The organism is Serratia sp. CY44782 (assembly GCF_052168715.1).
Taxonomy (GTDB): Bacteria; Pseudomonadota; Gammaproteobacteria; order Enterobacterales; family Enterobacteriaceae; genus Serratia; species Serratia nevei.
Genome location: NZ_JBJNME010000002.1, coordinates 68541 through 93152 on the forward strand (window position 1 = coordinate 68541; position 24612 = coordinate 93152).

General features: G+C 60.3%; 19 protein-coding genes. 7 read left to right on the forward strand and 12 right to left on the reverse strand.

Features of this window, described 5'->3' with window-relative positions; translation table 11 throughout:
- Positions 1–74 precede the first annotated feature (74 nt).
- The gene (locus tag ACJ8HT_RS03860; protein WP_197652722.1) at positions 75–1469 is read left to right on the forward strand and encodes an amino acid permease; all 1395 of its coding nucleotides are present in this window, start codon (positions 75–77) and stop codon (positions 1467–1469) included.
- Between the two features lie 36 nt (positions 1470–1505).
- Here ACJ8HT_RS03860 and ACJ8HT_RS03865 read toward each other — a convergent pair whose 3' ends face one another.
- The 8 genes from ACJ8HT_RS03865 to rlmD form a co-directional block, all read right to left on the reverse strand.
- Entirely contained in the window at positions 1506–2699 is a 1194-nt protein-coding gene (locus tag ACJ8HT_RS03865) for a methionine gamma-lyase (protein ID WP_197652723.1), read from the reverse strand.
- Between the two features lie 29 nt (positions 2700–2728).
- Entirely contained in the window at positions 2729–3133 is a 405-nt protein-coding gene (locus tag ACJ8HT_RS03870; protein WP_180548120.1) for a hypothetical protein, read from the reverse strand.
- Positions 3130–4320 (reverse strand): NAD(P)/FAD-dependent oxidoreductase, encoded by a 1191-nt coding sequence (locus ACJ8HT_RS03875; protein ID WP_197652828.1) that lies wholly within the window; start codon positions 4318–4320, stop codon positions 3130–3132. The genes ACJ8HT_RS03870 and ACJ8HT_RS03875 overlap by 4 nt, the downstream gene beginning before the upstream one ends.
- Positions 4321–4618: 298 nt before the next feature.
- On the reverse strand, positions 4619–5914 hold the full coding sequence (gene eno / locus ACJ8HT_RS03880) for a phosphopyruvate hydratase (RefSeq protein ID WP_038873548.1): 1296 nt from the start codon (positions 5912–5914) through the stop codon (positions 4619–4621).
- Positions 5915–5995: 81 nt separating this feature from the next.
- Positions 5996–7633, reverse strand: coding sequence for a glutamine hydrolyzing CTP synthase (gene pyrG, locus ACJ8HT_RS03885; RefSeq protein ID WP_033637139.1), 1638 nt, complete (start codon positions 7631–7633; stop codon positions 5996–5998).
- A gap of 348 nt (positions 7634–7981) precedes the next feature.
- Positions 7982–8776 carry a nucleoside triphosphate pyrophosphohydrolase gene (gene mazG, locus ACJ8HT_RS03890; RefSeq protein ID WP_033649234.1) on the reverse strand — a complete coding sequence of 265 codons (795 nt, stop codon included), beginning with the start codon at positions 8774–8776 and terminating at the stop codon, positions 7982–7984.
- A gap of 102 nt (positions 8777–8878) precedes the next feature.
- The gene (gene relA, locus ACJ8HT_RS03895) at positions 8879–11110 is read right to left on the reverse strand and encodes a GTP diphosphokinase (RefSeq protein WP_049200313.1); all 2232 of its coding nucleotides are present in this window, start codon (positions 11108–11110) and stop codon (positions 8879–8881) included.
- Between the two features lie 9 nt (positions 11111–11119).
- Complete coding sequence (gene rlmD, locus ACJ8HT_RS03900) at positions 11120–12469, reverse strand: 23S rRNA (uracil(1939)-C(5))-methyltransferase RlmD (protein WP_197652724.1); 1350 nt, start codon at positions 12467–12469, stop codon at positions 11120–11122.
- A 66-nt stretch (positions 12470–12535) separates the two neighbouring features.
- Here rlmD and barA point away from each other — a divergent pair, with 66 nt between their 5' ends.
- A complete protein-coding gene (gene barA, locus ACJ8HT_RS03905; RefSeq protein WP_038873538.1) occupies positions 12536–15262 on the forward strand; it encodes a two-component sensor histidine kinase BarA in 2727 nt (908 codons plus the stop codon).
- Positions 15263–15327: 65 nt separating this feature from the next.
- Here the strand turns inward: barA and degP are convergent, their stop codons facing one another.
- Both degP and dgt read right to left on the reverse strand, forming a co-directional pair.
- Positions 15328–16767: a serine endoprotease DegP gene (degP, locus tag ACJ8HT_RS03910; protein WP_033637134.1), complete on the reverse strand. Its 1440-nt coding sequence runs from the start codon at positions 16765–16767 to the stop codon at positions 15328–15330.
- Positions 16768–16946: 179 nt separating this feature from the next.
- A complete protein-coding gene (dgt, locus tag ACJ8HT_RS03915) occupies positions 16947–18464 on the reverse strand; it encodes a dGTPase (protein WP_197652725.1) in 1518 nt (505 codons plus the stop codon).
- Between the two features lie 129 nt (positions 18465–18593).
- On the opposite strand from dgt, the gene mtnN reads away from it, so the two are divergent.
- The 4 genes from mtnN (at position 18594) to ACJ8HT_RS03935 (ending at position 21166) form a co-directional block, all read left to right on the forward strand.
- Positions 18594–19295, forward strand: a complete 702-nt coding sequence (mtnN, locus tag ACJ8HT_RS03920; RefSeq protein WP_049200308.1) for a 5'-methylthioadenosine/S-adenosylhomocysteine nucleosidase — start codon at positions 18594–18596, stop codon at positions 19293–19295.
- A 22-nt stretch (positions 19296–19317) separates the two neighbouring features.
- Positions 19318–20103: a vitamin B12 ABC transporter substrate-binding protein BtuF gene (gene btuF, locus ACJ8HT_RS03925; RefSeq protein ID WP_060422567.1), complete on the forward strand. Its 786-nt coding sequence runs from the start codon at positions 19318–19320 to the stop codon at positions 20101–20103.
- The gene (locus tag ACJ8HT_RS03930; RefSeq protein WP_038873529.1) at positions 20103–20717 is read left to right on the forward strand and encodes a TRIC cation channel family protein; all 615 of its coding nucleotides are present in this window, start codon (positions 20103–20105) and stop codon (positions 20715–20717) included. Before btuF ends, ACJ8HT_RS03930 begins: the two co-directional genes overlap by 1 nt.
- 200 nt (positions 20718–20917) lie before the next feature.
- Positions 20918–21166 (forward strand): hypothetical protein, encoded by a 249-nt coding sequence (locus ACJ8HT_RS03935; protein WP_197652726.1) that lies wholly within the window; start codon positions 20918–20920, stop codon positions 21164–21166.
- 56 nt (positions 21167–21222) lie between these two features.
- Here the strand turns inward: ACJ8HT_RS03935 and erpA are convergent, their stop codons facing one another.
- Positions 21223–21567, reverse strand: a complete 345-nt coding sequence (gene erpA, locus ACJ8HT_RS03940; RefSeq protein ID WP_033649222.1) for an iron-sulfur cluster insertion protein ErpA — start codon at positions 21565–21567, stop codon at positions 21223–21225.
- 89 nt (positions 21568–21656) lie between these two features.
- Positions 21657–23096 (reverse strand): H(+)/Cl(-) exchange transporter ClcA, encoded by a 1440-nt coding sequence (gene clcA / locus ACJ8HT_RS03945; protein ID WP_047728941.1) that lies wholly within the window; start codon positions 23094–23096, stop codon positions 21657–21659.
- A 174-nt stretch (positions 23097–23270) separates the two neighbouring features.
- Here clcA and hemL point away from each other — a divergent pair, with 174 nt between their 5' ends.
- Positions 23271–24560: a glutamate-1-semialdehyde 2,1-aminomutase gene (gene hemL / locus ACJ8HT_RS03950; RefSeq protein ID WP_049272773.1), complete on the forward strand. Its 1290-nt coding sequence runs from the start codon at positions 23271–23273 to the stop codon at positions 24558–24560.
- Positions 24561–24612 lie beyond the last annotated feature (52 nt).

Sequence of the window (24612 nt, forward strand, 5' to 3'; positions counted from 1 at the left end):
TCTGCCCCGCCGGGTGCGTTCCACCCGGCGCGGGCAGCGCGTGCCTGTTCGGCAAACACTTAACGGGAAGCAACATGCGTAACGAAACGACACAACTCAGACGCGGACTAAACGCGCGGCATATCCGTTTCATGGCTCTCGGCTCGGCGATCGGCACCGGCCTGTTCTACGGCTCCGCCGGCGCCATCCAGCTGGCCGGCCCAGCCGTGCTGCTGGCCTACCTGGTGGGCGGCGCGGCGGTGTTCATGGTAATGCGCGCGCTGGGTGAAATGGCGGTGCACCAGCCGGTTTCCGGCTCGTTCGGCCACTACGCCAGCCACTATCTCGGCCCGCTGGCCGGGTTCCTCACCGGTTGGACCTACACCTTTGAAATGGTGATCGTCGCCCTGGCGGACGTCACCGCCTTCGGCATCTATATGGGACTGTGGTTCCCGGACGTCGCCCAGTGGGTCTGGGTACTCAGCATCATTCTGTTTATCGGCGCGCTCAACCTGTGCAGCGTCAAGGTATTCGGTGAACTGGAGTTCTGGCTATCGCTGGTCAAAGTCGCCGCCATCGTGGCGATGATCGTCGGCGGCGCGGCGGTGATGCTGTTCGGCTTTGGCCAAACCCAGCACGCCACCGGTATCAGCAACCTGTGGCAGCACGGCGGCTTTATGCCTAACGGTATCGGCGGCGTGGTCGCCTCACTGGCGGTCGTGATGTTCGCCTTCGGCGGCATCGAGATCATCGGCATCACCGCCAGCGAGGCGAAAGACCCCGCTAAAGTGCTACCAAAAGCGATCAACGCCGTACCGGTACGCATCCTGCTGTTTTACGTACTGACGCTCACTGTGCTGATGGCGATCTACCCATGGAACAGCATCGGTCAGGACGGCAGCCCGTTCGTTGAGATCTTCAGCAACCTCGGCATCAGCTCCGCCGCCAACGTGCTGAATGTGGTAGTGATCACCGCCGCTATCTCCGCCATCAACAGCGATATCTTCGGTGCCGGCCGCATGATGTACGGCATGGCGCAGGACGGCCAGGCACCACGCAGCTTCTCCAAACTGACCGCCAGCGGCGTACCGTGGATGACGGTGCTGGTGATGTCGATCGCCCTGCTGCTGGCGGTGGTGCTCAACTACCTGATCCCGGAGAAGATCTTCATGATCATCGCCTCGATCGCCACCTTCGCCACCGTCTGGGTGTGGCTGATGATCCTGCTGTCGCAGGTCGCCATGCGCCGCACGTTGTCGCCGGAAGAAACCCGCCAGCTGAGCTTCCCGGTACCGTGGTGGCCGGTGGCGCCGGCGCTGGCGACCGCCTTTATGGTGTTCGTTATCGGTCTGCTCGGCTACTTCGAAGAGAGCCGCATCGCGCTGTACGTCGGGCTGGTGTGGATCGCTTTCCTCACCGTGGCCTACTGGCTGTGGGTGCGCAAGAAAGGCGGCGGTTCGCCGGTGACCGCAGCGACACAACAGATGTAACGCTCGCTTCTGCTAAAACCCGCTGCGGCGGGTTTTTTATTGTGCCTGCGCCAACGCTTGCAGGACATCTGCCCGCAGGTCCTCGAACGCCTCCAACCCCGCGGACAAACGCACCAGTCCTTCACTGATATGATGCCGCCGCCGTTCTTCCGGGCTGTAGGCCGAGTGCGTCATGCTGGCCGGATGCTGCGCCAGGCTCTCACAATCTCCCAGGCTAACCGCACGCAAGATGAGCTGCAGCGCGTTAAGGAAACGAATGCCCGCCGTCATGCCACCGCGCAATTCAAACGCCAGCATGCCGCCGTATCGCGCCATTTGCCGCTGCGCCAACGCATGCTGCGGGAAGCTTGCCAGGCCTGGATAGTAAACCCGCGCCACCGCCGGATGATCCGACAACACCTCGGCCAGACGCTGGGCGTTGTCGCAGTGCCGCTCCATACGCAGCGGCAGCGTCTTCAACCCACGCAGCACCAATGCGGCGTCCTGCGCCGACAACACCGCCCCGTTCATATCTTTCAGTCCCTCCAACCGTATCTCCTGCGCCAGCGCCTCGCTCGTCACCGCTATCCCGGCCAGGAGATCGCCATGCCCGCCGAGGTACTTGGTTGCCGAGTACACCACAATATCGGCACCTAACGTCAGGGGCCGCTGCAGATAGGGCGTGCAGTAGGTGTTGTCCACCAGCAGCAACGCCCGATGCCGATGAGTGATCTCCGCCACGGCGGCGATATCGATCAAGCGCATATTAGAATTGGCCGGAGTTTCGCAATACACCAGCCGGGTATGCGGACCAATGGCCGATGCCAGCCGCTCCGGCCGGGTCATATCAACGTGGGTTATCTTGACGCCAAAGCGCGCCAGACCGTGATGAAAGTAGCTGAAGGTGCAACCATACACCGTTTCATCGACGATCAGCTCATCGCCCGGATTGAGCAACGTCCAGCAACAGGCGGTGATCGCCCCCATGCCGGAAGCGAACGCCACCGCCGCTTCCCCCTCTTCCAGGTTGGCGATGCGCTGCTCGAGCAAGTTTAACGTCGGGTTGGCGATGCGCGAATAAACGTACCCCGACTCGGTGCCGGCAAAGCAGGCGCCGCCATATTCCGCCGTGGGAAAGGTAAAGGTAGAACTCATAAACACCGGCGGGCACAGCGCTCCCTGATGCTGCTGGGGATCGTAGCCGTAATGAATGGCGCGGGTGGCGAAAGCGTGGCCAGTGATGGCGGACATAACGCAACTCCTTACCTGAGTGGGAAAGCTTAATTCGATGGCTCATCCTGGAGCGAGAGCGGCAACGCGCTGTCCCGCGTGCGCCCGCCGATGATTTGCAGAGTACGCAGCAGCAGCATGATGCCCAGTAAAGTATCCGGATGCTTCAGCAAGGCGTAAGCCGCACGAAAATTGGCGGGCGGCGGGTTCAATTGCAGCTCGCTGTGCGCCATCTTCAACGCAGTCCCTCCCTCCCAACCGACCGTAACCAGCCCTTCAAACACGCCTGCCAGTTTTTCTACCAGCGCGTTGTCGGCAATATCCACCACGTCCGACAGCAACGACAGCAGATCGACCACGTTATCCAACCGGCCGCCCGCCAGCAGCGGCTGCAGTTTCTCGAGCAACGCCGCCAATGATTGCAGGTCAGCCGCATGCACCGTGCTTTCCGTCATATCAGCCCCCTTACCGTGGCCCAGTAAAGACCGCGGTTAAACCCATTGCGCAGCATGCCGCCCACCTTGGTGGCGGGCGTCGGCAGCACGTCGTGACGGTAGTCGTACACCAGCGGCATGCCGGCATTCAGCCCCATTTGCGCGACCGCCTGCACCTTGCCGTCATAATGGCTCACGGTTTGACCCAGCCGCATTTCCGCCACGATGTTGTCGGCAATGACCGGAGCCTGATTATGGCAAGAACCGCCGGCCTTGCTGACCGGCAAATCCACGGTATCGCCTATGACATACACGCCCTGCTGGCCATAGACCTGCAGCGTTTGATGATCGGTCGGCAGCCAGCCTTCACCGTTTTGACTCTCGCTCAACCCGGTATTGCGCACCGCCTCGACTGCGCGAATCGGCGGCGTCGCCATCAGAATGTCGAACGGCTGCTCTTCCCCCTCAGCGGAACAGGCGATATTGCGCTGCGCATCCACCCGATTGAGCGTAAAGCCACGCTGGTGGTAGATATCGCGCGCCGCGAAAATGGCGGGCAGTGCTTCGCCGGTTGGCCGCTGCAAAAACAGGCAGTTGCGCAGCAGTTGGGAAATGGTCGGGTAGGTATAAACGATCTCCACCGCCTTACGTACGCCGCGCCGCCGCAGGTAGTCGTCCAGCATCAAGGTGGTTTCAATCGGTGCAATGCCGCACTGATGGGGCACATTGGGTGTTTCGGGGAAGGAAACGGTGATAAAGATACGCCCTTTCTCGATGGTAGCCAGTTTATGCGCCAACCGCCTGGCGGCCTGATACTGGTAAAAATGATCGCCCGCCTGCGCCAATCCCTCGATGCGCTCTGGCCAGGGGACACAGCCGGTCGCAAAGACCAGAAAGTCATAGGAATAAATTTTACCGCTTTGCGTGGCTAGACTTCGCTGCTTTAAATCGAAAGATTCCGCTTTATCAACAATAAACTGTATTTCGGGCCGCAATAAACTCCGCTGTGAGCGCATGAGTTCTTGCTTGAAAAAAGTATTGAACGCGACATACATAAACGCCGGTTTGTAATAATGCAGCGGTGAATCCGATATCATTAATAACTCGACTTTATTATTAATAATTTCCCGGTGCAATTTTGCGGCCAATAAATTGGCCAGGATGGTGCCGCCGGTTCCGCCGCCGACAATGATGATTCGCTGTCGCATCAAGCCCTCGCTCAACCGGCCAGCAAGCCGGCAGTATTAAGGTATGGTGATGATGAAGGTCTACGGCAGAACGGCGAAAAATAAACTGCCTTATTGGCAGTCTAGTAACGAATAGTTATAAAGCAAACAAAATGGGAATATAAAATAAACGCATTTACTATCCTTAATGAAATTATCGGGTTAAACAAAACCACGCTTTCAATAAAAAAATTCTTATTAAACTGACAATCATCATAAATTTAAAATATAAAAAAACCCGCCGCAGCGGGTTTTTATTTAGCAACCGAATCGGTCGAACTTACTGGCCTTTAACTTCTTTCAGGCCGTTGAACGGCGCACGGTCACCCAGCGCTTCTTCGATACGGATCAGTTGGTTGTATTTGGCAACGCGATCAGAACGGCTCATGGAACCGGTTTTGATCTGGCCAGCCGCAGTCCCTACCGCCAGGTCGGCGATGGTCGCGTCTTCGGTTTCACCGGAACGGTGAGAGATCACCGCGGTGTAGCCAGCGTCTTTCGCCATCTTGATAGCAGCCAGAGTTTCGGTCAGAGAACCGATCTGGTTGAATTTGATCAGGATGGAGTTAGCGATGCCTTTCTCGATGCCTTCTTTCAGGATCTTGGTGTTGGTAACGAACAGATCGTCGCCCACCAGCTGGATTTTGTCGCCCAGAACTTTGGTCTGGTAAGCGAAGCCCGCCCAGTCGGATTCATCCAGGCCGTCTTCGATAGACACGATTGGGTACTGTTTGGTCAGATCTTCCAGGAAGTGAGTGAACTCTTCGGAAGTGAAGGCTTTGTTGCCTTCGCCGGCCAGCACGTATTTACCGTCTTTGTAGAATTCGGAAGCCGCACAGTCCATCGCCAGAGTCACGTCTTTGCCCAGCTCGTAGCCCGCCGCTTTTACCGCTTCAGCGATAACCGCCAGCGCTTCGGCGTTGGAACCCAGGTTTGGTGCATAGCCGCCTTCGTCGCCCACGGCGGTGTTCATGCCTTTGGCTTTCAGAACTTTCGCCAGGTGGTGGAACACTTCAGAACCGATGCGCACCGCTTCTTTCAGGGTTTTCGCGCCAACCGGCTGAATCATGAATTCCTGAATGTCGACGTTGTTGTCAGCGTGCTCGCCGCCGTTGATGATGTTCATCATCGGCAGTGGCATGGAGAATTTGCCTGGGGTGCCGTTCAGTTCAGCGATGTGCTCGTACAGCGGCATGCCTTTAGAGGCTGCGGCCGCTTTCGCTGCTGCCAGGGAAACCGCCAGAATGGCGTTGGCGCCGAAGTTGGATTTGTTCTCGGTGCCGTCCAGATCGATCATGATCTTGTCGATGTTCGCCTGGTCTTTGGCATCTTTACCCAGTACTGCCTGAGCAATCGGACCGTTTACTGCAGCAACGGCTTTCAGTACGCCTTTACCCAGGAAACGAGACTTGTCACCGTCACGCAGTTCCAGCGCTTCGCGGGAACCGGTAGAAGCACCTGACGGCGCAGCAGCCAGGCCTACGAAACCGCCTTCCAGATGAACTTCGGCTTCAACAGTCGGGTTACCGCGGGAGTCGATGATTTCACGACCGATGACTTTAACGATTTTGGACATTAGGTTTTCCTCAGTACAAGTTAAACTAAAACTCCAGACAAACAGCGCGCGGTTCTCACCGCGCGCCGCCTACCAAATATTTTATTTCACCTGGCGCTTCTGATGCTCGCCTGCGGCTTTCACGAAGCCGGCGAACAGCGGATGCCCATCACGCGGCGTAGACGTAAATTCCGGGTGGAACTGACAGGCTACAAACCACGGGTGATTCGGCAGTTCAATGATCTCAACCAGCTTGTTGTCGGCGGAACGACCGGCGACACGCAGCCCTGCGGCTTCGATCTGCTTCAACAGCATGTTGTTAACTTCGTAACGGTGACGGTGACGCTCGACAATGGTCGGTTCGCCGTACAGCTGACGCACAAGGCTGTTGTCGATCAGGTTGCACTGTTGGCCACCTACGCGCATCGTGCCGCCCAAATCGCTTTCTTCGCTGCGCACTTCGACGTTGCCGTCTTCGTCGCGCCATTCGGTGATCAACGCCACCACCGGGTACTTACAGTCTGGCATAAACTCGGTGGAGTTGGCGTTTTCCATGCCCGCCACGTTGCGAGCAAACTCCATCAACGCCACCTGCATGCCCAGGCAAATGCCCAGATAAGGAATGTTGTTCTCGCGCGCATAGCGTGCGGTCATCACTTTGCCTTCCACGCCGCGGTAGCCGAAGCCGCCCGGGATCAGGATCGCGTCCAGCCCTTTCAGCACTTCCACGCCGCGGGTTTCCACGTCCTGCGAATCGATCAGCTTGATGTTTACGGTCAGACGGTTTTTCAACCCGCCGTGCTTCAGCGCTTCGATCACCGACTTGTAGGCGTCCGGCAGCTCAACGTATTTGCCGACCATACCGATGGTCACTTCGCCGCCCGGATTGGCTTCTTCGTAGATCACCTGTTCCCATTCGGCCAGGTTGGCTTCCGGTGCGTTCAAGCTGAATCGTTTACAAATATAATCGTCCAGCCCCTGAGATTTCAATAGGCCTGGGATTTTATAAATAGAATCAACGTCTTTCAGAGAGATAACCGCTTTTTCCGGCACGTTGCAGAAAAGCGCGATTTTAGCGCGTTCGTTAGCAGGAACCGCGCGATCGGAACGGCAAATCAGCACATCCGGCTGAATACCGATGGAAAGCAGCTCTTTTACGGAATGCTGGGTCGGCTTGGTTTTCACTTCACCAGCTGCCGCCATGTACGGCACCAGCGTCAGGTGCATGTACAGAGTGTGCTCGCGGCCCACTTCCACCGCCATCTGACGGATGGCTTCGAGGAACGGCAGCGATTCGATATCGCCGACGGTGCCGCCGATTTCCACCAGCACCACATCGTGGCCTTCGCCACCTTCGATGATGCGCTCTTTGATCGCGTTGGTGATGTGCGGAATGACCTGCACGGTCGCACCCAAATAGTCGCCGCGGCGTTCTTTACGCAGCACGTCGGAGTAGATGCGGCCGGTGGTGAAGTTGTTGCGACGCGACATTTTGGTGCGGATGAAGCGCTCGTAGTGACCCAAATCCAGATCGGTTTCTGCGCCGTCTTCGGTGACGAAAACTTCCCCATGCTGAATCGGGCTCATGGTGCCCGGATCCACGTTGATGTACGGGTCCAGTTTCATGATGGTAACGTTGAGGCCACGGGCTTCAAGAATAGCCGCCAGAGAGGCTGCGGCAATGCCTTTACCCAGAGAGGATACGACCCCGCCGGTCACAAAAATATAATTAGTTGTCATGCTGAACCTGAGAGTTTAGGTTTAAAGACGATGGAAGAACCAGGACGGGAAAGTAGTATACCCGAACCTCTCCTGACCTACAAACGATCGTTTTGCTGTCCATCATCTCGGCCGCCCTCCCGTGTTCATCAGGGTTTACTCCGCCGGCGCCGCCTAAACCCTCCAGGTAAAACAAAGAGTTAGCAGAGAAAATTTCTTTTTACCGCCCCTCAGGAGCGATAAAACGCCTTAGATTTCAGTTTGTTGCCCTTTTGCTGCCGCCGGCAGCCATGCGCCTCTAACCTGACCGAAAGCTTAACCGTTTCAGCTTGAGCGAACCTTGTCGGCGATCAACATTGTCGCGGCGATTCAACTTTCCTGACGTTTCACCTGCTGCCAGGCCTCTTCCATCTGCTCCAGCGTGGCGTCTTCAAGCCGCAGCCCGCTTTGCTGGACAATCTCTTCCACCTGGCGGAAGCGGCGCTCGAACTTGCGGTTCGCCGCCTGCAGCGCGTTCTCCGCCTTGTGGCCTAAATGGCGCGACAGGTTCACCGTGGCGAACAGCAGATCGCCGATCTCCTCTTCCAGCTTGCTCTCGTCGACCACCGCCTGGCGGGCTTCGTGCATCACTTCGTCGATCTCTTCGTACACTTTGTCCAGCACCGGGCCCAGGGTATTCCAGTCGAAGCCGACCGAGGCGCAGCGTTTCTGGATCTTGTGCGCTTTCATCAACGCCGGCAGCGCCTGCGGAATGTCGTCCAGCACCGAGTGCAACGCTTTCTCGGCGCGCTCACCGGCCTTCAGTTGCTCCCAGCGCGCCGCCACGGCTTCGCTGTCTCCGCCCTCGGCGTCGCCGAAGATGTGCGGGTGACGGCGCTCCAGCTTGTCGCTGATGGCGGTGCACACCTCATCGAAATCGAACAGCCCCTGCTCCTGCCCCATCTGGGCGTAGAACACCACCTGGAACAGCAAATCGCCCAGCTCGTCGCGCAGATCGGCGTAGTCCTGACGCTCGATGGCGTCCAGCACTTCGTAAGTCTCTTCCAACGTATAAGGCGCAATGGTGGCGAAGGTTTGCTTGCGGTCCCACGAGCAACCGATCTGCGGGTCGCGCAGCGTTTTCATGATGTTCAGCAGACGCTGCAGTGGAGTGGATTGGGTCATAAAAAATCTCTGAGAAAGCATGGGGGCGCAGGGGAGCGCCCGCCGAATTCATGGATTTCGGGCCGCATCCGCTATCGATACGGCCCGAAAGGCGATGTGGGCTTAGTTGCCGTGCAGACGCTTGGCGTCTATCACGTCCGGCAGCTGGTTCAGCTTCGCCAGCACCCGGCTCAGCACCTGCTGGTTGTAGATTTCGATATCCATGTCGATGGTGGCCAACTGTTTCTTGGTGTCGCTGCGGCTGGCGACGCCCAGTACGTTGACCTTTTCGTTGGCCAGAATGGTGGTAATGTCGCGCAGCAGCCCGCTGCGATCGTTGGCCATCACGCGCACCACCAGCGAATAACCGCTGGAGTAGCTTTCACCCCATACCGCGTCGACGATGCGCTCCGGCGCGTGCGATTGCAGATCGACCAGCTGATCGCAGTCCGCACGGTGGATCGAAATACCGCGCCCCTGGGTGATAAAGCCGACGATGTCGTCGCCCGGGATCGGCTGGCAGCAGCGGGCGATATGGTGCATCAGATTGCCCACGCCCTCCACCACCACCCGGCCGTTGTCCTTGCTACGAGTCGGCGGCGGCGCTTTCTGCTGCACCAGCTGGCGCAGCGCCTCGCGATCCTGCTCTTCGGCGCTCGGCTTGTTGAACTTGCCCTGCAGGTAATTCACCATCTGGTTCAGGCGAATGTCCCCACCGCCGATCGCCGCCAACACCTCGTCCAGCGAGTTCATGTTGTAACGCGGGATCAGCAGTTTCTCGGCCTCTTTCAGGCTGATGCCAAGGTGCTCAAGTTCGTTGTCCAGCATCTGACGACCGGCGAGAATGTTTTTGTCGCGATCCTGCTTGCGGAACCAGTTATGGATCTTCGAGCGCCCGCGGCTGGTGGTGACATAGCCCAGGTTCGGGTTCAGCCAGTCGCGGCTCGGGTTCGGCTGCTTCTGGGTGATGATCTCAATCTGATCGCCCATCTTCAGCTGATAGGTAAACGGCACGATGCGGCCGCCGATCTTGGCGCCGATACAGCGGTGACCGACGTCGCTGTGAATGTGGTAAGCGAAATCGAGCGGCGTGGAGCCGGCCGGCAGATCCACCACGTCGCCTTTCGGCGTAAACACATAGACCCGATCGTCGAACACCTGGCTGCGCACTTCGTCGAGCATCTCGCCGGAGTCCGCCATCTCTTCCTGCCAGGCGATGAGCTTGCGCAGCCAGGCGATGCGTTCTTCGTAGCCGGAGCGCACGGTCACGCCCGCGCCCTCTTTGTACTTCCAGTGCGCGGCCACGCCCAGCTCGGCGTCTTCATGCATTTGCCGGGTGCGGATCTGAATCTCGACGGTTTTGCCGCGCGGCCCCAACACCACGGTGTGGATCGACTGGTAGCCGTTGGGTTTCGGGTTGGCGACGTAGTCGTCGAACTCATCCGGCAGATGGCGGAAATGGGTATGCACGATGCCCAACGCCGCATAGCAATCCTGCAGGCGCTCCGCCACGATGCGCACCGCGCGCACGTCGAACAGTTCGTCGAACGCCAGGTGCTTTTTCTGCATCTTGCGCCAGATGCTGTAGATGTGTTTCGGCCGGCCGTAGATCTCCACCCGAATGCCTTCGCTGGCCATCTCGGTGCGCAGCCCGGCGACGAAATCGTCGATGAACTGTTCGCGATCGATGCGGCGTTCATGCAACAGCTTGGCGATGCGCTTGTATTCTTCCGGATGCAGGTAGCGGAAGCAGAAATCCTCCAGCTCCCACTTCAGCTGACCGATGCCGAGCCGGTTGGCCAGTGGGGCGTAGATGTTGGAACACTCTTTCGCCGCCAGCACGCGTTCGTCTTCCGGCGCGTCTTTCACCTCGCGCAGGTGGGCGATGCGCTCCGCCAGCTTGATGACCACGCAGCGGAAATCCTCCACCATCGCCAACAGCATGCGGCGCACGTTGTCGACCTGTTCGGAGGCCATCGAGTCGTTTTGGGTGGCTTTCAGTTGGCGAATGGCGTCCATGTCGCGCACGCCGTGCACCAGCGCGACGATGCCCTTGCCGAACGCTTCGGTCAGGGTCTCTTCCTGCACGATGCCGGCGTCCACCAGCGGGAACAGCAGCGCGGCGCGCATGCTGTCGTTGTCCATGCTCAGCGTCGAGAGGATTTCCACCATCTCCAGACCGCGCCACAGCAGCAGCGAGGCGTCGGGATGGTTCTGGGTCTGCTGCTCACAATAACGCCAGGTTGCGGCCAATCGCTCACATGACTGCGGGTTAGGTAGCCCTAAGCCGGCGATCCACTCATCGAGAGCGAATTCACCCGCCGTATTCAGATGTGCACTTCTTACCGCAACCATAACTTCTCCCTACTTTGCAGCGACCTCTGGCGCGCTCTCGTTGATAAACAGCGCCATTGATTCAAGATGCCCCGTGTGCGGAAACATATCCAACATCCGCACGCGCGCAAGACGATAACCGGCGCTCAACAGCACTTTGCTGTCGCGAGCCAGCGTGGTGGGGTTACAGGAAACATACACCACCCGCGCCGGCGCCAGTTTTACAATGTGTGACATCACCCCGGCCGCACCGGCACGGGCGGGATCCAGCATCACCTTATCAAACCCTTGTGCTGCCCAAGGTTGCCGTGCAACGTCGTCCTCCAGATTCTCGTGGAAGAACGATGCATTATTCAGCTTATTCTTATGTGCATTATATTGCCCATTCGCTACCAGCGTGGCAACACCTTCGATGCCCACCACCGCAGCGGCCCGGCGCGCCAACGGCAGGGTGAAATTGCCCATACCGCAGAACAGGTCCAGCACCCGATCATTGGGTTGAATATCGAGCCATTCAAGGGCCTGCGCCACCATTTGTTGGTTTACGACGTCATTGACCTGAATAAAGTCGCGCGGGCTGAAGTCTAAGCGTAGCCCGTCAACCTGATAATACGGCGTGTCACCGCACAGTTTCTCCACGCGATCGCTGTCCGGCGCCAGATAAACGGCGACGTTTTCCCGCTCGCCAAACGCCAACAGCGCCTGCCGATCCGCCTCTTTCAGCGCGTCGAGATGGCGCAGCACCAGCAGCGGGCCGTTGTCCGCCAGCACCAGCTCCACATGCCCCAGCCGCCGCACCGCCTGCAGCCCGCTCAGGCAGGCGCGCACCGGCGCCAGCAGCTGTTCCAGCTCCGGCCGCAGCACCGGGCAGTGCTCCACCGCCACCAGCTCGCTGGAGGCCGCCTGTCGAAAGCCCATCATCAGGCGCTGCTGCTTGGGCTGCCACGCCAGGCTCAGGCGAGCGCGGCGGCGATAGCCGTATTCCGGGCCGGCGATCACCGGTTCCTGCTGCGGGGTCACCCCGGTTTCGCGGACGATCATGCGCACCAGCGCCGCCGCCTTGCTCTGCTGTTGCAGCGCCTCATCCGCATGTTGCTGCTGGCAGCCGCCGCAGACGCCGAAATGCGGGCAACGCGGCGCCACCCGCTGCGGGCTGCGGCTCAGCAAGCGTTTGAGCTTGCCTTTGGCGAACTGGCGCTTGTCTTCGGTCAGCTGGATTTCCGCCTGCTCGCCCGGCAATACGCCCGGCACGAACACCGCTTTGCCGTCGTGGCGCGCCACGCCCTGGCCGAAAGGATCGAGATCGCTCACCGTCACGGTGAAGATTTGTGAGCTCTGCCGGGTCGTCACGCGGCGTTTGGGAGAGTAGAATTGCGCCATATTTGTCGATTGTGTGCTGGTTCATTAAGCTAGTGTCAGCTGTCAATTCTCCCACATTGGAATCCCATGACCAAATACAGCCTGCGTGCGCGCATGATGATCCTGATTCTGGCCCCGACCTTGCTGATTGGTTTGCTGCTCAGCACCTTCTTCGTGGTGCACCGCTATAACGAGCTGCAGGAGCAATTGGTCGACGCCGGCGCCAGCATCATCGAGCCGCTGGCGGTGGCCAGCGAGTACGGCATGACGTTCCGCAGCCGCGAATCGGTCAGGCAGCTGGTCAGCCTGTTGCACCGCCGCCATTCGGACATCGTGCGTTCGATCACTGTGTTCGATGCGCAGAATAATTTGTTCGTCACCTCCAATTATCATCACAACTTCGCTCAGCTACAGCTGCCGAAAGGCGTGCCGTTGCCCACCGAACTGATGCTCACCCGACGCGGCGATTCGCTGATCCTGCGCACGCCGATCCTGTCGGAAAGCCAGTATCCGGATGAAACCGCCGACGGCGGCAGCCACCCCGACAACAACCTGGGCTATGTGGCGATCGAGCTGGATCTGCAGTCGGTGCGGCTGCAGCAATATAAAGAGGTCTTCGTCTCCACCCTGCTGCTGTTGCTGTGCATGTGCATCGCCATCCTATTCGCTTACCGGCTGATGCGCGACGTGACCGGCCCGATCCGCAACATGGTGAACACCGTCGACCGCATCCGCCGCGGCCAGCTCGACAGCCGCGTGGAGGGCTACATGCTCGGCGAACTGCACATGCTGAAGAACGGCATCAACTCGATGGCGATGTCGCTCACCGCCTATCACGAAGAGATGCAGCAGAACATCGATCAGGCCACCTCCGACCTGCGTGAAACCCTGGAGCAGATGGAAATCCAGAACGTCGAACTGGATTTGGCGAAAAAACGCGCGCAGGAGGCAGCGCGCATCAAGTCCGAATTCCTGGCCAACATGTCGCACGAACTGCGTACTCCGCTCAACGGCGTGATCGGCTTCACCCGTCAGATGCTGAAAACCGATCTGAGCGCGACCCAGACCGATTATTTGCAGACCATCGAACGCTCGGCCAACAACCTGCTGACCATCATCAACGATGTGCTGGACTTCTCCAAGCTGGAAGCCGGCAAGCTGGTGCTGGAGCATATTCCTTTCGCCCTGCGTGAAACGCTGGACGAAGTGGTGGTGTTGCTGGCGCCCAGCGCCCACGACAAGGGGCTGGAGCTGACGCTGGATGTGCACAACGACGTTCCGGAGCAGGTGATCGGCGACTCGCTGCGTCTGCAGCAAATCATCACCAACCTGCTGGGCAACGCCATCAAGTTCACCGAAACCGGCAATATCGACATTCGCGTCGAGCTGCGCAAACAGCTGGATCGCAGGGTGGAGGTGGAAGTGCAGATCCACGACACCGGCATCGGCATCTCCGAACGCCAGCAGTCGCAGCTGTTCCAGGCATTCCGTCAGGCGGACGCCAGCATCTCCCGCCGCCACGGCGGTACCGGGCTGGGGCTGGTGATCACGCAAAAACTGGTGAAAGAAATGGGGGGCGATATCTGCTTCCACAGCCAGTTGAACCGCGGCTCGACCTTCTGGTTCCACATCACGCTGGATCTGAACGAGGGCATGCTGTCGCTGGCACCGAGCCTGCCGGATCTGAGCGGCAAAACGCTCGCCTATATCGAGTCCAACCCGACGGCGGCGCAGGCGACGCTCAACATGCTCAGCATCACGCAGTTGGTGATCACCCACTCGCCGACGCTGGGCCAGTTGCCGCCGGGCCACTATGACTTCCTGCTGGCCGGCGTGCCCATCCCGTTCCGCGACAACATGGCGCAGCACGAGGACAAATTGCTGGCCTCGCTGAAGCTGGCCGATCGGGTGATTCTGGCGCTGCCGTGCCAGGCGCAGATCGACGCCGAGCTGCTTAAACAACAAGGCGCGCTCGGCTGTCTGATCAAGCCGATCACTAGTACCCGTCTGTTCCCTCTGCTCCGGATGGAAGCGCCGGCACGCCTCACCGCACAGCCTGAGCGTAAACGCCTGCCGCTAACGGTGATGGCGGTTGACGACAACCCGGCCAACCTGAAGCTGATCGGCACGCTGCTGGGGGAACAGGTAGAAAAAACCCTGCTGTGCGAGAGCGGTGAGGAAGCGCTGGCGCTGGCGCGCGACAACGTGCTGGATCTGATCCTGATGGACATTCAGATGCCGAAGATGGACGGCATTCACGCCAGCGAGCTGATCCGCCAGCTGCCGCATCACAACTCCACGCCGATCGTCGCCGTTACCGCCCATGCCGCCAGCGGCGAGCGCGAGCACCTGCTGCAGGCCGGGATGGACGACTATCTGGCCAAACCGATCGACGAGAAAATGCTGACCCGCGTGCTGTCGCGCTACCACAGCGGCGACGTGGAAAACGCCATCGCCGATGACGCTCCGCTGTCGCTCGACTGGCCGCTGGCGCTGCGTCAGGCGGCCAACAAACCGGATCTGGCGCGCGATCTGCTGCAAATGCTGCTCGATTTCCTGCCGCAGGTGCGCGAACGGGTACAGGCGCTGCTCGACGGCCAGCATGACGACGAGATCCTCGATCTGGTCCATAAGCTGCACGGCAGCTGCAGCTACAGCGGCGTGCCGCGCCTCAAGCAGCTGTGTTTCTACCTCGAGCGGCAGCTGCGTCAGGGCATCACCAACGACGAACTGGAGCCGGAGTGGCTGGAGCTGTTGGATGAGATTGAACTGGTGATCCACGCGGCGCGCGCGCATCTGGCGCAACCCGCCTGAATCCTCAGGCCATAATGCAAAAAGGCACGCCGCAGCGTGCCTTTGTTTTTAACGCCTGATGCCTATCACTGCGCCAGCAGGTACAGCTGGCTCTCGCCGCGCTGAATATTCAACGCCAGCACCGACGGCTTGCTGTCGAGGATTTTACGCAGCTCACCCAGGTTCTGGATCGGCTGCTGGTTCACGCCCAGGATCACGTCGCCCTTTTTCAGGCCGATGCGCGCCGCGGCGCTGCCGGCTTTCACGCTGTCAACCTTGACGCCCTTCACGTTGCCGACCTGGGTATTGCTCAGCTCGGCGCCTTCAATGCCGGTGTAGATATTGCCCGAGGCCACCTGGGTCTGCGCGCTTTGCTCCAGCGTGACGTCAATCGTCACCGGCTTGCCGTCGCGAATAATGCCCAGCGACATCTTGCTGCCGACCGGCAGCGTGCCGATCTCCGCCCGGAACGAGGCGAAGCTGGAGATGGCCTTGCCGTTCATGGTGACGATCACGTCGCCGGCCTTGATGCCCGCCTTCGCCGCGGAAGACTTCGGCATCACCTGGCTGACGAAGGCCCCGCGCTGCGCGTCGACCTTCATCGCCTTGGCCAGCTCAGAGTTCAGCTCGGTACCCATGATGCCCAGCTCGCCGCGTTTCACCTGGCCATATTCGACCATTTGCGCCGTCAGGTTTTTCACCATGTTGCTCGGAATGGCGAAGCCGATACCGATGTTACCGCCGTCCGGTGCCAGGATCGCGGTGTTGATGCCGATCAGCTCACCGTTCAGGTTAACCAGCGCACCGCCGGAGTTACCGCGGTTGATCGCCGCATCGGTCTGGATAAAGTTTTCGTAGTTTTCGATGTTCAGGCCGCTGCGCCCCAGGGCGGATACGATACCCGAAGTGGCGGTTTCACCCAGCCCGTACGGGTTGCCGATCGCCACGGTGTAATCGCCAACGCGCAGCTGATCGGAATCCGCCATCTTGATCGCCGTCAGGTTCTTGAAGTCTTTCAGCTGGATCAGCGCGATATCGGAACGCGGATCCTTGCCGATCACCTTGGCGTCGAAACGGCGGCCGTCGCTCAGCTGCACCTGGATCTTGTTGGCGTTGTCCACCACGTGGTTATTGGTCACCACGTAGCCCTTGGCGGCATCGATGACCACCCCGGCGCCCAGCGCCTGGAATTTCTGCTGCGTGCCCTGCGGCTGGCCATCCGGCCCAGGCTGTTCGCCGCCCTGACACATCGGCGAGCCCTGGAATGGCGAGCCGTCCTGGCAGAACGGCGAATCTTCGCCGAAGAACTGTTGGAACTGCTGAGGCATGCGCGGCGTATTGACCGTGGTGCTGCCCTCAACGTTAATGCTCACCACGGAAGGCATTACCTTTTCCAGCATCGGCGCCAGGCTCGGCAGCTGTTGGGTGCTGGATGAGGCGGTTTCAGCGGCGCTGGCCGTGACCGGGCCCATCGCCATACCGATACTGAATGCCAGTGCGCTCAGAACTAATGCGGTTTTTTTCATCTGTGTGTCTCTTATAAAGTCGTTCAAAAAGAATGGCTGTCTTGCGTGCTTATTCAGAGTTAATTAATAGCCCGAAGTTCCGGCACAGATGATTGGCAATAGTAAACAAATATTGTCCGTCTTTACAAAACTCGAGACAGCCAACCGATTGGAATTGCTAAAATTATTCTTCAGCGTAATTATTCCGCCGCCATCAATCGACGATATTCGTCATAGGCGTAAAGGTCGGTCATTCCGCTGATATAGTCCTGCAATAAACGCGCGCGGAAATAATATTCCCGAATGGCTTGCTGCTCCGGCGATAAATGCTGCAGCCCCTCTACCGCCTCCGCATACGCCAGCCGATGCTTGGTGGACAGCTTGTGGAACAGGCGCGTTTCGATCGGGTAAGCGCGATGGCTGTCCTCGCGCACCAGCTGGCTGAAGTCCGCCAGCGACATCGCCAGCAGCGGGCTGTAAATGTCCAGCAGGCCGCTGATCACCCGGTAGCCTTGCAGCTCGAGTTGCTCGACCTCCGGGTGGTTGAACACGTGCTTGAACGCCACATTTTTAAATATTTTCAGCAGCCGGTACGCCGGGCTGGAATCCTCCAGCAGCGCCTGATTGAAACTGCCCTGATAGACCGCGTCCAAATTGTCGATAAAGCGCTGCGCCGCGTGCGGCACCAGCCGCGCCACGGTAAACACCCGCAGATACATGAAGAACTGATCTTCCGCGCTGCGCCGCGCGCCGCCGCGATCGATCTTGCGAAATGCGCTGGCGACGGTCTTGTCGAACAGATCGCCCGGCACCACCTCGCCCCACTCCTGAATCAGGTGCTGATACAGCTGCTCGACGGTGAAAATGCTCTTCTCCACCGCGTCTTCCAGATCGGCCACGCAGTACGAGATATCGTCGGCGGCCTCCATGATATAAGTCAGCGGGAAACGATCGAACTCGCCCATGTGCAGCTCGCGCCGCAGCCGATCGACGAAGGCCTCTTCCGCCAGATAGTAGCCGGGCTTTTTCATCAGGTAACTGTGGCTGGCGGGGATGTCGCTCGCCCAGTAGGCCGGGCGGGTGTATTTCAAAATGCAGCCGACCTGCGCGTAGGTCAGGTTGAGCTTGAGCAGGCTGTACACCATGCGGATCGCCTGGGCATTGCCCTCGAAGTGGCTGAGATCCTGACGGATCCGGCTGCGCAGCCGGTTCAGATCGCTCTCCCCCTCATGCAGGCGCAGCGTCGCCACCTGACAGCGATCGTGGCTGCCCGGCTCGCTGCCGCAGCTGGCGGGATCGAGCCGTTGGGCGAACCAGTCGTTGATCGCCGACTCGCCGAAGTGACCGAACGGCGGATTGCCGATGTCGTGCATCAGGCAGGCCATTTCCACGATGCTTTCAAACGGATCGAGCAGCCGGGCCAGGCCGAGCTCATCAATTCTCCCCGCCTGTTTGAAGCGGTTGAGGATCTCTTTGGCGATGTGGCGCCCAACCTGCTGCACCTCCATCGAGTGCGTCAGGCGGCTGCGCACCGCCGCGTTGCGCTCCAGTGGAAACACCTGGGTTTTTTGCTGCAGACGGCGAATGGCGGCCGAGTTGACGATGCGCCCGCGATCGCTCTCGAATTGCCGCACGATGTCGTACTCTTCCTCGGCCTCGATCGGTTTGCTGAAAGGCCGTTGGAAGCTGATTTTTTGCTTGAAGTCGATCCCGGACATCTGTTTCTCCGCCGTTGCGCCCTGCCCCCGTGATAACAATTCCCGGCAGCGGATGCAACGCATTATCTCTCATACACAGCCATGATAGACTATGCCGCAATTCTCACGGCCAATCAGCGAGTGTTATTTATGAAAGTAGGCATCATCGGCGCAATGGAGCAGGAAGTCACCCTGCTGCGCGATCAAATCGAAAACCGTCAAACCATCCAACGCGCGGGCTGCGAAATCTACACCGGCCAGATCGGCGGCGTTGACGTGGCCCTGCTGAAATCCGGCATCGGCAAAGTCTCTGCGGCCATGGGCACCACCCTGCTGCTGGAACACTGCAGCCCGGATCTGGTGATCAATACCGGTTCCGCCGGCGGCCTGGCCAGCACCCTGCGCGTGGGCGATATCGTGGTGTCGGAAGAAGTGCGCTACCACGACGCCGACGTCACCGCCTTCGGCTACGAGCCGGGCCAGATGGCCGGCTGCCCGGCGGCGTTCGTCGCCGACGACGCGCTGATCGCGCTGGCGGAAAGCTGCATCAAACAGCTGGATCTGCACGCGGTGCGCGGCCTGATCTGCAGTGGTGACGCCTTCATCAACGGCGCCGAGCCGCTGGCGCGCATTCGCGCCACCTTCCCGCGCGTCGCCGCCGTGGAAATGGAAGCCGCGGCGATCGCTCACGTCTGCCATCTGTTCGGTACGCCGTTCGTGGTGGTGCGCGCCATTTCTGACGTCGCCGACAGCGAGTCGCACATGAGCTTCGACGAGTTTCTGGTGGTAGCGGCCAAGCAGTCTACGCTGATGGTCAACGCCATGCTGCAAACCCTGGCCAAGCGCGGTTGATGTGAGGCTGCGCTTCACCTCGATGCTCTGTCTGTTGGCGCTCTGGCTGGCCATGCCGGCCGGCGCCGCTCAGCGGGTGATCAGCCTGGCGCCCAACGCGACCGAACTCGCCTATGCCGCCGGCATGGGCGATGTGCTGGTGGCGGCGAGCGCCTATTCCGATTATCCGCCGCAGGCCGCCAAGCTGGAGCAGGTGGCCTCCTGGCAGGGCATCAATCTGGAGCGGGTGCTGGCGCTCAAGCCGGACCTGATCCTCGCCTGGCGCGGCGGCAATCCGCAGCGCGTGCTGGATCAGCTCGCCGCGTTCGGCATCCCGATTTTCTATGCGGACGCCGATACCCTCGAAGGGATCGCCGGTTTGCTGGACCAGCTGGCGCAATACAGCCCGCACCCGGAGCAGGCGCATCAGGCGGCGGAAGGCCTTCGCCGCCAGTTCGCCGCTCTCAAGCAACAGTATGCCGCTAACCCATCGCGGCGCGTGCTGCTGCAGTTCGGCACCCAGCCGCTGTTCACCAGCGCCGGCGCCACATTGCAAAGCCAGGTGCTGGCGCTGTGCGGCGGGCAGAACGTCTTTGCCGACAGCCGCACCCCTTGGCCGCAGATCAGCCGCGAGCAGGTGTTGGCACGCCAGCCGCAGGCCATCGTCATCACCGGGGGCGCGAAAGCAGCCGCCAGTGTGAAAGCCTTCTGGGCCCCGCAGCTGCAGGTGCCGGTGATCGCGCTGAACGAAGACTGGTTCAACCGCGGCGGGCCGCGCATTGCGTTGGCGGCGCAGCAGCTGTGCCGCCAGCTGGCGGAGATCCGCTGATGCTGGTGTTCTGGTTGGATATTCTCGGCACCGCAGTGTTCGCCGTCTCCGGCGTGCTATTGGCCGGCAAGCTGCGCATGGATCCGTTCGGCGTGCTGGTATTGGGCGTGGTCACCGCGGTCGGCGGCGGCACCATCCGCGACATGGCGCTGGCCAACGGCCCGGTGTTCTGGGTCAAGGATCCCACCGATTTGGTGGTGGCGATGATCACCTGCGTCTTGACGCTGCTGCTGGTGCGCCAGCCGCGCCGGCTGCCGAAGTGGGTGCTGCCGGTGCTGGACGCCGTCGGGCTGGCGGTGTTCGTCGGCATCGGCGTCAACAAGGCCTTCGCGGCCGGCACCGGCCCGCTGGTGGCAATCTGCATGGGAGTGATCACCGGCGTCGGCGGCGGCATTATCCGCGACGTGCTGGCGCGCGAGATCCCGATGATCCTGCGCACCGAAATTTACGCCACCGCCTGCATCATCGGCGGCATCGTGCACGCCACGGCGTTTTACACCTTCCACATGCCGCTGCAACAGGCCATGATGCTGGGCATGATCATCACCCTGGCCATTCGCCTGGCGGCCATCCGCTGGCACCTCAAACTGCCCGCCTTTATTCTCGAACGCTGAGCCGTCGCCCTGCGGGGCGACGCTTTGCAACGCCGCACCTGGTGATTTATTAGACTATTAACGGGGTTGATGGTATTATTTTCGACCGAAAAATAGCGTAGTGACGATGTAAAATTCTGTTATCCGCAGGTTAATTCCTTTCCCACGCTGTTAAAACTTTTTAACTTTTTGCCGATAAGTCATCACAAGATGGCTTACGGATGACTATTCCCGCAATGATGAAAAAAATTCTGCTTGCCAGCTGTGGCACCCTGCTGAGTGGCGCCGCGTATGCCGATGCCGTCAGCGGCCAGATCGGCGTTACCCTGACCATTGAACCGCAATGCGCCGTGCGCCTCGAGGCCGCCGCCCCACAGGCCGAATGCAGCCACGCAACGGCGCAGCCGAACATCATCCACAGCCCACCGGCACAGGAGAACGGTGCAGAAGTGATCCTCGTGGAATGGTAGGCATAAAAAAACCCGCCGGCCGTAAGGCGAGCGGGTTGATATTCTGACCGGCAAACTCAGATGCTGAACGACGAACCGCAACCGCAGGTGGTTTTGGCATTCGGGTTGGTCACCACGAAGCGCGACCCTTCCAGCCCTTCGGTGTAGTCCACCGAGCCGCCGACCAGATACTGCAGGCTCATCGGATCGACCACCAGCGCCACGCCCTGCTTCTCGATGGTCATGTCGCCATCGTTGACCTTGTCGTCAAAAGTGAAGCCGTACTGGAATCCGCTGCAGCCGCCGCCGGTAATGTAAACCCGCAACTTCAGGTTCGGATTTTCTTCGTCAGCAATCAGGAACTTAACCTTGCTTGCTGCTGCCTCGGTAAATTGCAGGGGCAGTGCCGTTTGATCACTCATACTCTTTACTCCCAACATTGTTCAGCATCAGATCGCGACTATGGCTGCCTGATTAATATTAACGATTATCCGATACCTGAGTGTTGCGTTCAAGTATTCACCGCATTTGTTGTATTTTCCTTACCTGTTTTCTCCGCCGCTTCCCGCGCCAGCTGCGCCTCCTGCCTTTGCAGCGTGCGGGCCAGGATCGACGAATACAGCGGCTTGCCGCCGAGCAGCTGCGCCACCACCGTGGCGCCGAGGCAGGTGATGATCATCGGTAAAATGAGTTGGTAGTTGTCGGTCATTTCCAGTACCAGCACGATGCCGGTCAGCGGGGCGCGCACCGTAGCGGCGAACAGCGCCCCCATGCCGGCGATGGCGAAGGTGCCCGCCTCGATGCCGTACTGCGGGAACAGATGCGCCCCCGCCAGCCCAAAGGCGGTGCCGAACAGCGTGCCCAGCGCCAGCATCGGCGCAAAGATGCCGCCCGGCGCGCCGGAGCCGAAGCACAGCAGCGTAGTGAAGATGCGGGTAATAAAGATGAACATCAACATGCCGACGCTGTAATTGCCCGCCGCGGCGATCGGGATCAGCCCAAAGCCGCCGCCCGCCGCCTCCGGCTGGATCAGCCCCAGAATGCCGCACACGCCGCCGAGCAGCCCGCCCATCAGCAAGATATTGCGCATTCTGCCGCCGTGCAGGCGCGCAAACATGTCTTGAGTGCGGAAAATCAGCGCGTTGAACCCCACGCCCACCGCACCGAATATCGCCCCCAGTACCAGATAGAGCCATAGGGTATTGATGGGCGCCGAAGAAAGTTTGTCGACCGCGATCACCGATCCCTGGCCGTTAAACAGCTGGAATACCACGCTCGACATGATCACGCCGATAAACACCGCTTTAATCGAGATCAGGTTGTAGCGGAACTGCGGCCGCATCTCTTCGATGATGAACAAGATGCCGGCCAGCGGCGCGTTGAACGCGGCGGACAACCCGGCGGCGGCCCCGGTCGCCAGCAGCGTATGACGCGCCTCGGCGCCGCGAATGCGCAACACGTCCAATACCATGCGCCCGACGTTGCCGCCCATTTGCACCGTGGGCCCTTCGCGCCCCAGCACCATGCCCGCTCCCAGCGTGCCCATGCCGCCGATGAATTTCACCGGGATCACGCGCCACCAGCGCACCGGCCGCAGCTCCTCCAGCGCGCCTTCGATCTCCGGAATGCCCGAGCCGCCCGCCTCAGGCGCAAAACGCCGCACCAGGTAATAGCCCAGCGCCGCCAGCGCGGCGGACAGGATAAACGCCAGCGGCCACACCAGGAGCCAGGAGTCGGCGACCTGCGCCAGCGAAGCCAGCCGCTGCTGCTGCACCCACTCCACCGCCTTATCGAAGGCCACGCCGAGCAAACCGGCCAGCGTCCCCACCAGCGCGGCCATCACCAGGATCGCCACCGGGGTCTTATCGCGGCGAATAAACTGACGCACCGCATCGCTGCGGCTAAGACGCGGGCTCAACGTCCCGACTGGCTGTGATTGTGATTCCGTCATCGCGAGTAATTCGTCAGGTAATTTGTAATACAAATAGGCAAGGCGGTTATTCTAACCCAACCCGGTGGCGGGCGCTGCCGTTAATGGTATCTGACTGTGATCGTTTCATAACGCGGCGCTCTCCTCTAGAATAGCGCGGTCAAATCATTCAAAAGAGAATCCAGGAGCCGATTTATGAGCCTACACAGCAAGTCCGAAAGTCTGTACGCCCAGGCGCAACAGTTGATCCCCGGTGGGGTGAACTCTCCGGTGCGTGCATTCACCGGCGTAGGCGGTGTGCCGCTGTTTATCGAGCGGGCTGACGGGGCTTACCTGTTCGATGCCGACGGCAAGGCCTATATCGACTATGTCGGTTCCTGGGGGCCGATGGTGCTGGGGCACAACCACCCGGCGATCCGCGACGCGGTGATCGAAGCGGCGCAGCGCGGTCTGAGCTTCGGCGCGCCGACCGAGATGGAAGTCAAAATGGCGCAGCTGGTCACCGAACTGGTACCTACCATGGATATGGTGCGTATGGTGAACTCGGGCACCGAAGCCACCATGAGCGCCATCCGCCTGGCGCGCGGCTACACCAACCGCGACAAAATCATCAAGTTCGAAGGCTGCTACCACGGCCACGCCGACTGCCTGCTGGTGAAAGCCGGTTCCGGCGCGCTGACCCTCGGCCAGCCGAACTCACCGGGCGTGCCGGCCGACTTCGCCAAGCACACTCTGACCTGCACCTATAACGACCTGGATTCGGTGCGGGCCGCCTTCGAGCAGTACCCGTCCGAGATCGCCTGTATCATCGTCGAGCCGGTTGCCGGCAACATGAACTGCGTGCCGCCGCTGCCGGAATTCCTGCCGGGCCTGCGCGCATTGTGCGACAAGTACGGCGCGCTCTTGATCATCGATGAAGTGATGACCGGTTTCCGCGTGGCGCTGGCCGGCGCACAGTCCTATTACGGCGTCGAGCCGGATCTGACCTGTCTCGGTAAAATCATCGGCGGCGGCATGCCGGTGGGCGCCTTCGGCGGCCGCCGCGACGTGATGGACGCGCTGGCGCCGACCGGCCCGGTCTACCAGGCGGGCACCCTGTCCGGCAACCCGATCGCCATGGCGGCGGGCTACGCCTGCCTGACCGAAGTGTCGCAGGTTGGCGTGCACCAGACGCTGACTGAACTGACCGAAATGCTGGCCGCAGGCCTGCTGCATGCGGCGCAGGAAGAGAATATCCCGCTGGTGGTCAACAACGTCGGCGGCATGTTCGGCCTGTTCTTCACCGACGCGCCGACAGTGACCTGCTATCAGGACGTGATGCAGTGCGATGTGGAACGCTTCAAGCGCTTCTTCCACCTGATGCTGGAGGAAGGGGTGTATCTGGCGCCGTCCGCCTTCGAAGCGGGCTTCATGTCCGTGGCGCACAGCAAGGAAGACATTCAGCGCACCATCGACGCCGCGCGTCGCTGCTTCGCCAAGCTGTAATCCCGGCCGAATGGCCAAAAAAACGGGCGCCTCGGCGCCCGTTTTGTTTTTC